The organism is Variovorax sp. 05T418, from assembly GCF_056396385.1.
Genome location: NZ_JBFTLJ010000003.1, coordinates 65,432 through 77,666, shown reverse-complemented (window position 1 = coordinate 77,666; position 12,235 = coordinate 65,432). Strand labels below are relative to the sequence as shown.

General features: G+C 67.7%; 15 protein-coding genes. 14 read left to right on the top strand and 1 reads right to left on the bottom strand.

Annotated elements, in window-relative coordinates; genetic code table 11:
- Positions 1–135 precede the first annotated feature (135 nt).
- From AC1DMS_RS06380 to AC1DMS_RS06315, 14 genes are all read left to right on the top strand, one after another.
- A complete protein-coding gene (locus AC1DMS_RS06380) occupies positions 136–795 on the top strand; it encodes an MlaC/ttg2D family ABC transporter substrate-binding protein (RefSeq protein WP_012746307.1) in 660 nt (219 codons plus the stop codon).
- Between the two features lie 4 nt (positions 796–799).
- A complete protein-coding gene (locus tag AC1DMS_RS06375; RefSeq protein WP_012746308.1) occupies positions 800–1,072 on the top strand; it encodes an STAS domain-containing protein in 273 nt (90 codons plus the stop codon).
- 87 nt (positions 1,073–1,159) lie between these two features.
- The gene (locus AC1DMS_RS06370) at positions 1,160–2,107 is read left to right on the top strand and encodes an ABC transporter ATP-binding protein (protein ID WP_012746309.1); all 948 of its coding nucleotides are present in this window, start codon (positions 1,160–1,162) and stop codon (positions 2,105–2,107) included.
- Between the two features lie 82 nt (positions 2,108–2,189).
- Positions 2,190–2,954: an ABC transporter permease gene (locus tag AC1DMS_RS06365; RefSeq protein WP_012746310.1), complete on the top strand. Its 765-nt coding sequence runs from the start codon at positions 2,190–2,192 to the stop codon at positions 2,952–2,954.
- A gap of 19 nt (positions 2,955–2,973) precedes the next feature.
- Entirely contained in the window at positions 2,974–3,216 is a 243-nt protein-coding gene (locus AC1DMS_RS06360; protein WP_012746311.1) for a BolA family protein, read from the top strand.
- A gap of 37 nt (positions 3,217–3,253) precedes the next feature.
- On the top strand, positions 3,254–4,543 hold the full coding sequence (murA, locus tag AC1DMS_RS06355) for a UDP-N-acetylglucosamine 1-carboxyvinyltransferase (RefSeq protein WP_062363038.1): 1,290 nt from the start codon (positions 3,254–3,256) through the stop codon (positions 4,541–4,543).
- Entirely contained in the window at positions 4,540–5,181 is a 642-nt protein-coding gene (hisG, locus tag AC1DMS_RS06350; RefSeq protein WP_012746313.1) for an ATP phosphoribosyltransferase, read from the top strand. The genes murA and hisG overlap by 4 nt, the downstream gene beginning before the upstream one ends.
- Positions 5,182–5,192: 11 nt before the next feature.
- A complete protein-coding gene (gene hisD / locus AC1DMS_RS06345; RefSeq protein WP_012746314.1) occupies positions 5,193–6,515 on the top strand; it encodes a histidinol dehydrogenase in 1,323 nt (440 codons plus the stop codon).
- 32 nt (positions 6,516–6,547) lie between these two features.
- Positions 6,548–6,919, top strand: coding sequence for a hypothetical protein (locus AC1DMS_RS06340; protein ID WP_062363035.1), 372 nt, complete (start codon positions 6,548–6,550; stop codon positions 6,917–6,919).
- Positions 6,916–8,007 carry a histidinol-phosphate transaminase gene (gene hisC / locus AC1DMS_RS06335; protein ID WP_018906518.1) on the top strand — a complete coding sequence of 364 codons (1,092 nt, stop codon included), beginning with the start codon at positions 6,916–6,918 and terminating at the stop codon, positions 8,005–8,007. Before AC1DMS_RS06340 ends, hisC begins: the two co-directional genes overlap by 4 nt.
- Positions 8,004–8,612 carry an imidazoleglycerol-phosphate dehydratase HisB gene (gene hisB / locus AC1DMS_RS06330; protein WP_018906517.1) on the top strand — a complete coding sequence of 203 codons (609 nt, stop codon included), beginning with the start codon at positions 8,004–8,006 and terminating at the stop codon, positions 8,610–8,612. Before hisC ends, hisB begins: the two co-directional genes overlap by 4 nt.
- Positions 8,613–8,631: 19 nt before the next feature.
- Entirely contained in the window at positions 8,632–9,288 is a 657-nt protein-coding gene (gene hisH, locus AC1DMS_RS06325; RefSeq protein ID WP_018906516.1) for an imidazole glycerol phosphate synthase subunit HisH, read from the top strand.
- A 63-nt stretch (positions 9,289–9,351) separates the two neighbouring features.
- On the top strand, positions 9,352–10,095 hold the full coding sequence (gene hisA, locus AC1DMS_RS06320; protein ID WP_012746319.1) for a 1-(5-phosphoribosyl)-5-[(5-phosphoribosylamino)methylideneamino]imidazole-4-carboxamide isomerase: 744 nt from the start codon (positions 9,352–9,354) through the stop codon (positions 10,093–10,095).
- A 30-nt stretch (positions 10,096–10,125) separates the two neighbouring features.
- Entirely contained in the window at positions 10,126–11,298 is a 1,173-nt protein-coding gene (locus AC1DMS_RS06315; RefSeq protein ID WP_018906515.1) for an AAA family ATPase, read from the top strand.
- A gap of 9 nt (positions 11,299–11,307) precedes the next feature.
- Here the strand turns inward: AC1DMS_RS06315 and AC1DMS_RS06310 are convergent, their stop codons facing one another.
- Positions 11,308–12,228, bottom strand: coding sequence for an amino acid ABC transporter substrate-binding protein (locus AC1DMS_RS06310; protein ID WP_012746321.1), 921 nt, complete (start codon positions 12,226–12,228; stop codon positions 11,308–11,310).
- Positions 12,229–12,235 lie beyond the last annotated feature (7 nt).

The following is a 12,235-nucleotide window of genomic DNA, read 5'->3' as shown; positions in this document are numbered from 1 at the left end:
TTCCTGCTTGCATCCGGTTTCAAGGCTTCACCTGCGCTTCAGGAACCCGGTCGGCCGGGGGCCTGTCGAACACGTTCTTTCCGGCAGGCGCAGCTTCCATTGCGCCTTCTGGATTTTCAACTTGAGGGAATTGCCATGAACAACAAGATCTTGCAACGACGCGGCTTCGGCCGCCTGGTGCTGGCCAGTGCCTTGCTTTTCGGTGCCGCGACGGCTTTCGTGCGCCCGGCCCATGCCGCCGACGAGGCGCCCGATGCGCTCGTCAAGCGCCTGTCGACCGATGTGCTCGAGACCATCAAGGCCGACACCTCCATCAAGGCTGGCGACATCAACAAGATCATGGTGCTGGTCGACAGCAAGATCATGCCCAACGTCAACTTCCAGCGCATGACGGCTTCCGCCGTCGGCCCGGCATGGCGCCAGGCCACGCCCGAGCAGCAGAAGAAGCTGCAGGAAGAATTCAAGACCCTGCTGGTGCGCACCTATGCCGGCGCGCTCGACCAGGTGAGCGACCAGACGGTCACGGTGCGCCCGTTCCGCGGCTCGCCTGAAGACACCGACGTGCTGGTGCGTACCGAGGTCAAGGGCCGCGGCGATCCGGTGCAGCTCGACTACCGGCTCGAGAAAACGCCCGGCCAGGGCGGCGGCTGGAAGGTCTACAACCTCAATGTGCTGGGCGTCTGGCTGGTCGACACCTACCGCACCCAGTTCGCGCAGGAAATCAACGCGCGCGGCATCGACGGCCTGATTGCGGCGCTGGCGGCGCGCAACAAGGGCAACAACGGCAAGAGCTGAGGCCATGCTGGTCCTGCCCTCCAAGCTCACCCACGACGAAGCCCCGGCCTGCATGCGCATGCTGCAGCAGGGGCTGGCGGGGCAGGCCGACACATCCACGGTGGTGGACGCCAGCGCGCTCGCGCATTTCGATTCCTCGGCCTTGGCGGTGCTCCTGGAGTGCCGCCGCGAATCGAGCGCGCTCGGCCGGGGCTTCGCGGTCAAGGGGCTTTCGCCGCGGCTACGCGAACTGGCAGCGCTCTACGGCATTGCGGGGCTGCTGCCGGCGGCGCCCTGACCGCCGGCGGCCCGGCAGCGGCCGCGTCAGGGCATCCGGCCGCCGCCAAGCGGCCTGCGGGGCGGGCCCGTAAAATCGCCGGCTCCCATGCCCGCGATCTCATTCCAATCGGTCTCCAAGACCTACCCTCCCTCCAGACAGCAGCGGGCCCAAGGCAAGCAGGGGCTGCGCGCCGTCGACGAGGTCAGCTTCCAGATCGAGCCGGGCGAGTTCTTCGGCCTGCTCGGGCCCAACGGCGCGGGCAAGACCACGCTCATCAGCATGCTGGCCGGCCTGTCCCGCCCCACGGCCGGCGCCATCAGCGTCCATGGCTTCGACGTGCAGCGCGACTATGCCGAGGCCCGGCGCCAGCTCGGCATCGTGCCTCAGGAGCTGGTGTTCGACCCGTTCTTCAACGTGCGCGAATCGCTGCGCATCCAGTCGGGCTACTTCGGCATCAAGAACAACGAGGCCTGGATCGACGAGCTGCTGCAAAGCCTGGGCCTGGCCGACAAGGCCACGGCCAACATGCGCCAGCTCTCGGGCGGCATGAAGCGCCGGGTGCTGGTGGCGCAGGCGCTGGTGCACAAGCCGCCGGTCATCGTGCTGGACGAGCCCACCGCCGGGGTCGACGTCGAGTTGCGCCAGACGCTCTGGCAGTTCGTCGCCAGGCTCAACAAGGAGGGCAGCACCGTGCTGCTCACCACCCACTACCTCGAAGAGGCCGAGGCGCTGTGCAGCCGCATCGCGATGCTCAAGCTCGGCAAGGTGATCGCCCTGGACCGCACCAGCGAGCTCCTGAAGTCGGCCGCCAGCAACGTGCTGCGCTTCAAGACCGACGCCATGCTGCCCTGGGCCATCGCGCAGCATGCGCGCATCACAGGGCGCATCGTGCAGCTGCCGGCGCAGAACGCCCATGAAGTCGAACAACTGCTGGCCGCGATCCGCGAAGCCGGCGTCGCGGTGGAAGACGTGGAAATGCGCAAGGCCGACCTGGAAGACGTGTTCATCGACCTGATGGCAGGCGAGCAGACGCCGCTGGAGGTGGCGAGATGAGCGCTGCGCCGGGCCGACACAAGCAAGCGAAGCTCCCCCTCGGGGGGACGCGAGGACACGCAGTGCCGAGCAAGGGGGCCCTATGATGGCCGTCACGGGGTGGCGTGCGCTGCTTTACAAGGAAACGCTGCGCTTCTGGAAGGTTGGCTTCCAGACCGTCGGCGCGCCGGTGCTCACCGCGCTGCTCTACCTGATGGTGTTCGGCCACGTGCTCGAAGACCACGTGAAGGTCTACGGCTCGGTCGGCTACACCGCCTTCCTGGTGCCGGGCCTCGTGATGATGAGCGTGCTGCAGAACGCCTTCGCCAACAGCTCGTCGTCGATCATCCAGAGCAAGATCATGGGCAACCTGGTGTTCGTGCTGCTCACGCCGCTGTCGCACTGGGGCTGGTTCTTCGCCTACGTGGGCTCGTCGGTGATCCGCGGGCTGGCCGTGGGGCTCGGCGTGTTCCTGGTCACCATGTTCTTCGCGATGCCGAGCTTCGTTGCGCCGCTCTGGATTCTCGTGTTTGCGCTGCTGGGCTCCGCCATGCTCGGCACCCTGGGGCTCATTGCCGGGCTCTGGGCCGAGAAGTTCGACCAGATGGCGGTGTTCCAGAACTTCCTGATCATGCCCATGACCTTTCTGTCGGGCGTTTTCTATTCGATCGGTTCGCTGCCGCCGTTCTGGCAGGGCGTGAGCCACCTGAACCCGTTCTTCTACATGATCGACGGCTTCCGCTACGGCTTCTTCGGCGTGAGCGACGCCTCGCCCTGGCTCAGCCTGGGCATCGTCGGCGCCGCCTGGCTGGTGGTGAGCGCCATCGCCGTCCACCTGCTGCGCATCGGCTACAAAATCAGAGGCTGAAAAGCCCTTTCCAATTCCCATGACCGCCGAACAACTCCAGGCCCTGATCCAGTCCCACCTTCCCTGCGAGCACATCACGCTCGAAGGCGACGGCCGGCATTGGTATGCCACCATCGTCTCGGCCGAATTCGAGGGCAAGCGCGCGATTCAGCGCCATCAGCGGGTCTACGCGACCCTGGGTGCGAAAATGCATACCGACGAGGTGCATGCGCTCTCAATGAAGACCTACACGCCGGCCGAATGGGCGGCGTTGGAAAAATAACTCTCCGGCCCCCGGGCCCTGATTCGCTGGAAATTCGATGGACAAACTTCTGATTCGCGGCGGGCGCCAGCTCCGCGGCGAGGTACTCATTTCCGGCGCCAAGAACGCAGCCCTGCCGGAACTGTGCGCCGCACTGCTGACCGACCAGCCCGTGACGCTGCACAACGTGCCGCGCCTGCAGGACGTGTCGACCATGCTCAAGCTGGTGCGCAACATGGGCGTTGCGGCCGAGCGCGACGACAACGGCACGGTGCGGCTCGATGCGGGCGACCTCAGCAACCCCGAGGCACCCTACGAACTGGTGAAGACCATGCGTGCCTCCGTGCTGGCGCTGGGCCCGCTGCTCGCGCGCTTCGGCCATGCCAAGGTGTCGCTGCCGGGCGGCTGCGCCATCGGCTCGCGGCCGGTCGACCAGCACATCAAGGGCCTGCAGGCCATGGGCGCCGAGATCGTGGTCGAGCACGGCTACATGATCGCCAGCCTGCCGGCCGGGCGCACCCGCCTGAAGGGCGCGCGCATCCTGACCGACATGGTTACCGTCACGGGCACCGAGAACTTCCTCATGGCCGCCGCGCTGGCCGAGGGCGAGACGCTGCTCGAGAACGCCGCGCAGGAGCCCGAGATCGTCGACCTGGCCGAAATGCTGATCCGCATGGGCGCGAAGATCGAAGGCCACGGCACCAGCCACATCCGCATCCAGGGCGTCGAGAAGCTGCACGGCTGCGAGCACGCCGTGGTGGCCGACCGCATCGAGGCCGGCACCTTCCTGTGCGCCGTTGCGGCCACCGGCGGCGACGTGTTCCTGCGCCACGCGCGGGCCGACCACATGGACGCGGTGATCGACAAGCTGCGCGACGCCGGCTGCACCGTCGCGGCACAGGAGGGCGGCGTGCGCATCAGCTCCAGCGCCCCGGCCTGCGAGCACCTCAAGGCGCAGAGCTTCAGCACCACCGAATACCCCGGTTTCCCGACCGACATGCAGGCCCAGTTCATGGCCCTGAACGTGATCGCGCGCGGCGCCTCGATGGTCACCGAAACCATCTTCGAGAACCGCTTCATGCACGTGAACGAGATGGTGCGCCTGGGCGCCACGATCCACGTCGAGGGCAAGGTGGCGATGGTCGAGGGCGTGCAGCAGCTGTCGGGCGCCACAGTGATGGCGACCGACCTGCGCGCCTCGGCCAGCCTGGTGATCGCCGGCCTCGTGGCCGACGGCGAGACGCTGGTCGACCGCATCTACCACCTGGACCGCGGCTACGACCGCATGGAAGCCAAGCTGCGCGGCCTGGGCGCGGACATCGAACGCATCTCGGGAGCCGCCGCATGATCACCCTCGCGCTCTCGAAGGGCCGCATCTTCGAAGAGACGATGCCGCTGCTGGCCGCCGCCGGCATCGAGGTCACCGAAGACCCCGAAAAATCGCGCAAGCTGATCCTGGCCACCACCCGGCCCGACGTGCGCGTGGTGCTGGTGCGCGCCTCCGATGTGCCCACCTACGTGCAGTACGGCGGCGCCGACCTTGGCGTGACCGGCCTGGACGTGCTGCTGGAAAACGGCAACCAGGGCATGTACCAGCCGCTGGACCTGCGCATCGCGGCCTGCCGACTCAGCGTGGCGGTGCGCGCCGACTACGACTACGCCTCGGCCGTGAAGCAGGGCTCGCGCCTGAGGGTCGCCACCAAGTATGTGGGCCTTGCACGCGAGTTTTTCGCGAGCAAGGGCGTGCACGTCGACCTGATCAAGCTCTACGGCAGCATGGAGCTCGCGCCGCTCACCGGCCTGGCCGACGCCATCGTCGACCTGGTCTCGACCGGCAACACGCTCAAGGCCAATCACCTGGTCGAGGTCGAACGCATCATGGACATCAGCGCGCGCCTCGTGGTCAACCAGGCCGCGCTCAAGCTCAAGCGCGAGCCGATCCGCCGCATCATCGACGCCTTCGCGTCGGCCATTCCCACTGCCTGAACTTCACGCACATGACTCCGAAAGCAGCCCCCGTCCGCCTCTCCACGGCTTCAGCCGGCTTCGACGCTGAATTCAAGGCGCGGCTGCATTGGTCCGCGGATGCCGATGCGGCCATCGAGAAGGTGGTGGCGGACATCCTGGCCGACGTGCAGAGGCGCGGGGACGAGGCGGTGCTGGAGTACACCAATCGCTTCGACAAGCTCGATGCGAAGACGCTGTCCGAGCTGGAGCTAACGCAGGCCGAACTCAAGGCCGCCTTCGAATCATTGCCGGCCACGCAGCGCGATGCGCTCGAAGCCGCCGCTCGCCGCGTGCGCAGCTATCACGAGGCGCAGAAGAAGGCCAGCGGCGAGAGCTGGAGCTATCGCGATGCCGACGGCACGCTGCTCGGCCAGAAGGTTACGCCGCTTGATCGCGTCGGCATCTACGTGCCGGGCGGCAAGGCGGCCTATCCGTCGAGCGTGCTGATGAATGCCATTCCGGCTCACGTGGCCGGCGTGGCCGAAATCATCATGGTGGTTCCGACGCCGGGCGGCGAAAAGAACCAGCTGGTGCTCGCCGCCGCCTACGTGGCAGGCGTCACGCGCGCCTTCACCATCGGCGGCGCGCAGGCCGTGGCCGCGCTGGCCTACGGCACCGCCACCATCCCCGCGGTCGACAAGATCACCGGCCCCGGCAACGCCTACGTGGCCGCCGCCAAGCGCCGCGTGTTCGGCACCGTGGGCATCGACATGATCGCGGGCCCGAGCGAAATCCTCGTCTTGGCCGACGGCAGCACGCCGCCTGACTGGGTGGCGATGGACCTGTTCAGCCAGGCCGAGCACGACGAGCTCGCGCAAAGCATCCTGCTGTGCCCCGACGCCGCGTACATCGACCGCGTGCAGGCCGAGATCGACCGCCTGCTGCCCGGCATGCCGCGCGCCGAGATCATCGCGGCTTCGCTCAACGGCCGCGGCGCTCTCATCCACACCAAGAGCATGGAAGAGGCCTGCGAGATCAGCAACCGCATCGCGCCGGAGCACCTGGAAGTCAGCAGCAGCGAGCCGCAGCGCTGGGAGCCGCTGCTGCGCCATGCCGGCGCGATCTTCCTGGGCGCCTTCACCAGCGAGAGCCTGGGCGACTACTGCGCGGGCCCCAACCACGTGCTGCCCACGAGCGGCACGGCGCGCTTCTCGAGCCCGCTGGGCGTGTACGACTTCCAGAAGCGCTCCAGCCTCATCGAAGTGAGCGAAGCCGGCGCGCAGGTGCTCGGGCCCATTGCCGTCACGCTGGCCGAAGGCGAAGGCCTGCAGGCGCACGCCGAAGCGGCGCGCATGCGGCTGCGCAGGGCCTGAAGCCCGCCCGCCGCCGGCAGGAGCAAAGCAAGATGGCTCGACGCCGTTCTTTTCATCGTTCGCGCGCGACGGCATGGCTGCTGGCGCTCGCGGCTGCGGGCTCGGCGCAGGCCATGAGCATCCGCGAGCTGCGCACGCTGGAAGCGAGCGAAAAGGACGGCAAGGCCTACGCGAGCTACTACCTCGTCGGCGTGCTCGAAGGCCTGCGCGAAGGCGTGGAGGCCTCGCAGCGCAACGGCCAGAAGCCGATCTTCTGCGTCGAGGGCCGGCGCCTGGAGCCTTCGATGGCACGCTCCCTCTATCAAACCGAGCTGACCCGCAACGCCGACAGCTACGAAGCCGACATGCCCGTTCAGCTGGTCATGGCCGGCGCCCTCAGAAACAGCTACCGCTGCACCCGATGACATCTTCTTCGCCCGCCGCCCGCCCGATCGACCGCATCCGCTCCGACGTGCAGTCCATGCATGCCTATGCGGTGCAGGACGCACGCGGCTTCGTCAAGCTCGACGCCATGGAAAACCCCTTCGGCCTGCCGGCCGCGCTGCAGGCCGAGCTTGGCGCGCGGCTCGGTGCGTTGGCGCTCAACCGCTATCCGGGCGAGCGCGGCGCCGACCTGCAGCGCGCGCTGGCCGCGCATGCGCAGATGCCCGAGGGCTTTTCGCTGATGCTGGGCAACGGCTCCGACGAACTGATCTCGCTGCTCGCCATTGCCTGCGACGTGCCCGGGGCCGCGGTGCTCGCGCCCGTGCCCGGCTTCGTGATGTATGCGATGAGCGCGAAACTGCAGGGCCTGCGCTTCGTCGGCGTGCCGCTCACGGCCGATTTCGAACTCGACGAGGCCGCCATGCTTTCGGCCATCGCACGCGAGAAGCCGGCCATCGTGTACCTGGCCTATCCGAACAACCCCACCGCCAACCTCTGGGACGATGCCGCCATCGAGAAGATCGTGCAGGCCCAGGGCGAGCAGGGCGGGCTGGTGGTGATCGACGAGGCCTACCAGCCCTTTGCCGCCAGGAGCTACATCGACCGCATCGCGCGGCATGGCCATGTGCTGCTGATGCGCACGCTCAGCAAGTTCGGCCTGGCCGGCATCCGCCTGGGCTACCTCATGGGCCCGGCCGCGCTGGTCGCGCAGATCGACAAGGTGCGCCCGCCCTACAACATCAGCGTGCTCAATTGCGAGTGCGCACTGTTCGCGCTCGAGCATGCCGAGGTGTTCGAGGCCCAGGCGCGGCAGATCCGCGACGAGCGCCACCGCCTCATGATGGGGCTGGGCCGCCTGGCGGGCGTGAAGGCCTGGCCGAGCGATGCCAACATGATCCTCGTGCGCGTGCCCGATGCCGCCAAGGCCTTCGAAGGCATGAAGGCGCGCGGGATTCTTGTGAAGAACGTTTCTAAAATGCACGAACTGCTCGCAAACTGCCTGCGCCTCACCGTCGGAACGGCCGACGAGAATGCGCGGATGCTCGCGGCACTCGAAGCCTCACTATGACCACCCCCCAGACTGCCGATCGCACTGCATCGGTCACCCGCAACACCGCCGAGACCAGGATCACCGTCAGCGTCAACCTGGACGGCACGGGCAAGGCCAGGCTCTCCACCGGCATCGGCTTCTTCGACCACATGCTCGACCAGATCGCCCGCCACGGCCTGATCGACCTCGAGATCGATTGCCAGGGCGACCTGCACATCGACGGCCACCACACGGTGGAAGACGTGGGCATCACGCTGGGCCAGGCGGTGGCCAAGGCCGTGGGCGACAAGAAGGGCATCCGCCGCTACGGCCATGCCTACGTGCCGCTGGACGAGGCGCTGAGCCGCGTCGTCATCGACTTCTCGGGCCGGCCCGGCCTGGTGATGCACGTGCCGTTCACGAGCGGCATGATCGGCACCTTCGACAGCCAGCTCACCTACGAATTCTTCCAGGGCTTCGTCAACCACGCCTTCGTCACGCTGCACATCGACAACCTCAAGGGCGTCAATGCGCACCACCAGTGCGAGACCGTGTTCAAGGCCTTTGCGCGCGCGCTGCGCGGCGCGCTCGAACTCGATCCACGCTCCGTGGGCGTCATTCCATCGACCAAGGGTTCGCTCTGAACGTCCTCGCCGCCAAGCTATGAAATCTGTAGCAAATACCGTCGCCGTGGTCGACTACGGCATGGGCAACCTGCGCTCCGTCTCGCAGGCCGTGCAGCATGCGGCCGACCAGGTGGGCGTGCAGGTCTTCGTCACCTCCGACCCCGAGGTGGTGCGCAAGGCCACGCGCGTGGTGCTGCCGGGGCAGGGCGCGATGCCCGACTGCATGCGCGAACTGCGCGACTCCGGCCTGCAGGAGTCGGTGCTCGAGGCCGCGGCGAGCAAGCCGCTCTTCGGCGTGTGCGTGGGCATGCAGATGCTGCTGTCGCGCAGCGACGAGGGCCCGACCGACGGGCTCGGGCTGATTCCGGGCGAGGTCGTCAAGTTCGACCTGGCGGGCCGGCTGCAGCCCGACGGCAGCCGCTTCAAGGTGCCGCAGATGGGCTGGAACCAGGTGCGCCAGGCCCAGCCGCACCCCGTGTGGGCGGGTGTGCCGGACATGAGCTACTTCTATTTCGTGCACAGCTTCTATGCCCGGCCGGCCGACATCCGGCACAGCGTGGGCGAGGCCGATTACGGCGCGTGCTTTACCGCCGCCGTCGCACGCGATAACATTTTTGCCACCCAGTTCCACCCGGAGAAGAGTGCGGACCATGGGTTGCAGCTCTACCGAAATTTCCTCCACTGGAATCCCTGACCTTATATTCCCGCCCGGGCCGAAGCTTCCTCAGCCCGGATTCCGCACACTCGCGTCACTTCCATGCTCCTCATTCCCGCCATTGATCTCAAAGACGGCCACTGCGTTCGCCTCAAGCAGGGCGACATGGACCAGTCCACCATCTTCAGCGAAGACCCCGCCGCCATGGCCCGCAAGTGGGTCGAGGCCGGCGCGCGGCGGCTGCACCTGGTCGACCTGAATGGCGCCTTCGCCGGCAAGCCGCAGAACCACGCGGCCATCAAGGCGATCCTGCGCGAGGTGGGCGACGACATCCCGGTGCAACTGGGCGGCGGCATCCGCGACCTGGACACCATCGAGCGCTACATCGACGACGGCCTGCGCTACGTGATCATCGGCACCGCGGCGGTCAAGAACCCCGGCTTCCTGAAGGATGCCTGCGTGGCCTTCGGCGGCCACATCATCGTGGGGCTCGACGCCAAGGACGGCAAGGTGGCCACCGACGGCTGGAGCAAGCTCACGGGCCACGAGGTGGCCGACCTGGGCAAGAAGTTCGAGGACTACGGCGTCGAATCGATCATCTACACCGACATCGGCCGCGACGGCATGCTCTCGGGCATCAACATCGATGCCACCGTCAAGCTTGCGCAGGCGCTGACCATTCCGGTCATCGCCTCGGGCGGGCTGTCGAACATGGCCGACATCGACCAGCTCTGCGCGGTCGAGTCCGAGGGCGTCGAAGGCGTGATCTGCGGCCGGGCCATCTATTCGGGCGACCTCGACTTCGCCGCCGCGCAGGCCCGCGCGGACGAGCTCGCCGGCGCCTGAGGCCGGCGCCTTCCTCTTCTGTAGCGCGGCGTGCTTTCCGCGCTTGCCATTGCCAACTACCGCTCGCTGCGCCAGCTGACGGTGCCGCTCGGACGGCTCACGGTGGTGACCGGGCCCAACGGCAGCGGCAAGTCCAGCGTCTACCGCGCGATGCGGCTCCTGGCCGAGATTGCCAACGGCGGCGCGATCCGCTCGCTGGTGCGCGAGGGCGGGCTTTCCTCCACCCTGTGGGCCGGTCCCGAGCGCTTCTCGGCCGCCATGCTGCGCGGCGATGCGCCGGTGCAGGGCACCACCCGCAGCGAGCCGGTCGCGTTGAAGCTGGGCTTCGCCGGCACCGAGGCCGATGAGTTCGGCTACGCCATCGACATCGGCCTGCCGCCGCCGATCCCGGCGACGGCCTTCTCGCGCGACCCCGAGATCAAGCACGAAACCATCTGGCACGGCCCCTTGCTGCGCCCCGCGGCGCAGCTGGTCGACCGCAGGGGCGCGGCACTGCGCCTGCGCGAGGGCAAGGGCTGGCAGGCCATCGGCCGGCCGATTCCCGCCTTCGCCAGCATGATGACCGAGTACGCCGATCCCCACGCCGCACCCGAGATGCTCGCGCTGCGCGAGCAGATGCGCTCCTGGCGCTTCTACGACCACTTCCGCTCCGACGCCGATGCGCCCGCGCGCCAGCCGCAGCTCGGCACCCGCACACCGGTGCTCGCCAACGATGGTGCCGACCTGGCCGCCGCGCTGCAGACCATCCGTGAGATCGGCGACGGCGAGGCGCTCGACCGCGCCGTGGACGACGCATTTCCGGGCGCCCGCATCCAGGTGCGGGTGAACGAAGACCGCTTCGAAACGCTGATGCACCAGCACGGCCTGCTGCGGCCGCTGACGGCGGCGGAGCTTTCGGACGGCACCCTGCGCTATCTGCTCTGGATTGCCGCGCTGCTGACGCCCCGGCCGCCGGCGCTCTTGGTGCTCAACGAGCCGGAGACCAGCCTGCATCCCGACTTGCTGCCGGCGCTCGGCCGCCTCGTCGCGCAGGCCGCGCGCGAGTCGCAGGTGATCGTGGTGTCGCATGCCGCGCGGCTGATTGCCGCGCTCGAAGACAGCGGCGAGCTGCAGTCGGTGGTGCTCGAGAAGCGCTTCGGCGAAACCCGCATCGCCAACCTCGACATGAGCGAGATCCCGCGCTGGGAGTGGCCCGTGCGCTGAGGCTGCGGGCTACTCGGCCTTCACCGACATCGTCTGGATGATGGCTTCCAGCTGCGCGCTCATCGGCAGGTCGATGCTTTCCCCGGTGGGCAGCTTGCGCAGGAACCAGCGCTTGTACTGGCGCTCGATTTCGCCGTCCTGCGCCAGCACCTGGAAGGTGTCGTTGATCACCTTGGCCAATTGCGCGTCGCCCTTGCGGTACATGATGCCGTAGGGGTCGTAGGAGAGGTAGTCGCCGACCACCTCGTACTGGGCCTTGGCGGCGTCGCGCGCGATCAGGCCGTAGAGCAGCACGTCGTCGGTGGCAAAGGCGTCGGCCTGGCCGCTTTTCACCAGCCCGAAGGAATCGGCGTGGTCGCGCGCCACCCGCAGGTCGATGCCGAGCCTGAACTTCTGCGACAGCTCGCGCAGCGTCTTCTCGTTGGTGGTGCCCGCGGTGACGGCCACCCGCTTGCCCGCCAGGTCGCGGAACGACTTGATCGGCGAGCCCTTCTTCACCAGCACCTTGGTGCCCGAGACGAAGATGGTGGGCGAGAAGCTCACGCGCTTTTGCCGCTCGAGGTTGCTGGTGGTCGAGCCGCATTCGAGATCGACCGTGCCGCGCTCGACCGCATCGATGCGCGAATCGGAGGTCACCGGCACCCACTTGATCGCGAGGCTCTTGTTCACCGCCTCTTCAATGGCCGTGACCAGTTCCCGGCAGAGCTCGATCGAATAGCCGACAGGCTCCTGGCGTGCATTGAGAAAGGAAAACGGCACCGACGACTCGCGGTAGCCGATGGCGATGGTGCCGCTCTCGCGCACCTTGGCGAGCGTGCCCGTCAAGGTCTCCGGGGCCTGCGGCTGCGCCCTGGCCGGGGTCGCCGCGACCAGCGCAGCGGCCGCCAGCAGGCCGGCAAGAAGAAACGACAGCGCGGCCTTGGCCTTCATGGCGAGC

Bases quoted from the DNA above. Each gene is read 5' to 3' on its own strand.
- AC1DMS_RS06380 (WP_012746307.1), top strand. From the start codon at position 136: ATGAACAACAAGATCTTGCAACGACGCGGCTTCGGCCGCCTGGTGCTG.
- AC1DMS_RS06375 (WP_012746308.1), top strand. From the start codon at position 800: ATGCTGGTCCTGCCCTCCAAGCTCACCCACGACGAAGCCCCGGCCTGC.
- AC1DMS_RS06370 (WP_012746309.1), top strand. From the start codon at position 1,160: ATGCCCGCGATCTCATTCCAATCGGTCTCCAAGACCTACCCTCCCTCC.
- AC1DMS_RS06365 (WP_012746310.1), top strand. From the start codon at position 2,190: ATGATGGCCGTCACGGGGTGGCGTGCGCTGCTTTACAAGGAAACGCTG.
- AC1DMS_RS06360 (WP_012746311.1), top strand. From the start codon at position 2,974: ATGACCGCCGAACAACTCCAGGCCCTGATCCAGTCCCACCTTCCCTGC.
- murA (WP_062363038.1), top strand. From the start codon at position 3,254: ATGGACAAACTTCTGATTCGCGGCGGGCGCCAGCTCCGCGGCGAGGTA.
- hisG (WP_012746313.1), top strand. From the start codon at position 4,540: ATGATCACCCTCGCGCTCTCGAAGGGCCGCATCTTCGAAGAGACGATG.
- hisD (WP_012746314.1), top strand. From the start codon at position 5,193: ATGACTCCGAAAGCAGCCCCCGTCCGCCTCTCCACGGCTTCAGCCGGC.
- AC1DMS_RS06340 (WP_062363035.1), top strand. From the start codon at position 6,548: ATGGCTCGACGCCGTTCTTTTCATCGTTCGCGCGCGACGGCATGGCTG.
- hisC (WP_018906518.1), top strand. From the start codon at position 6,916: ATGACATCTTCTTCGCCCGCCGCCCGCCCGATCGACCGCATCCGCTCC.
- hisB (WP_018906517.1), top strand. From the start codon at position 8,004: ATGACCACCCCCCAGACTGCCGATCGCACTGCATCGGTCACCCGCAAC.
- hisH (WP_018906516.1), top strand. From the start codon at position 8,632: ATGAAATCTGTAGCAAATACCGTCGCCGTGGTCGACTACGGCATGGGC.
- hisA (WP_012746319.1), top strand. From the start codon at position 9,352: ATGCTCCTCATTCCCGCCATTGATCTCAAAGACGGCCACTGCGTTCGC.
- AC1DMS_RS06310 (WP_012746321.1), bottom strand. From the start codon at position 12,228: ATGAAGGCCAAGGCCGCGCTGTCGTTTCTTCTTGCCGGCCTGCTGGCG.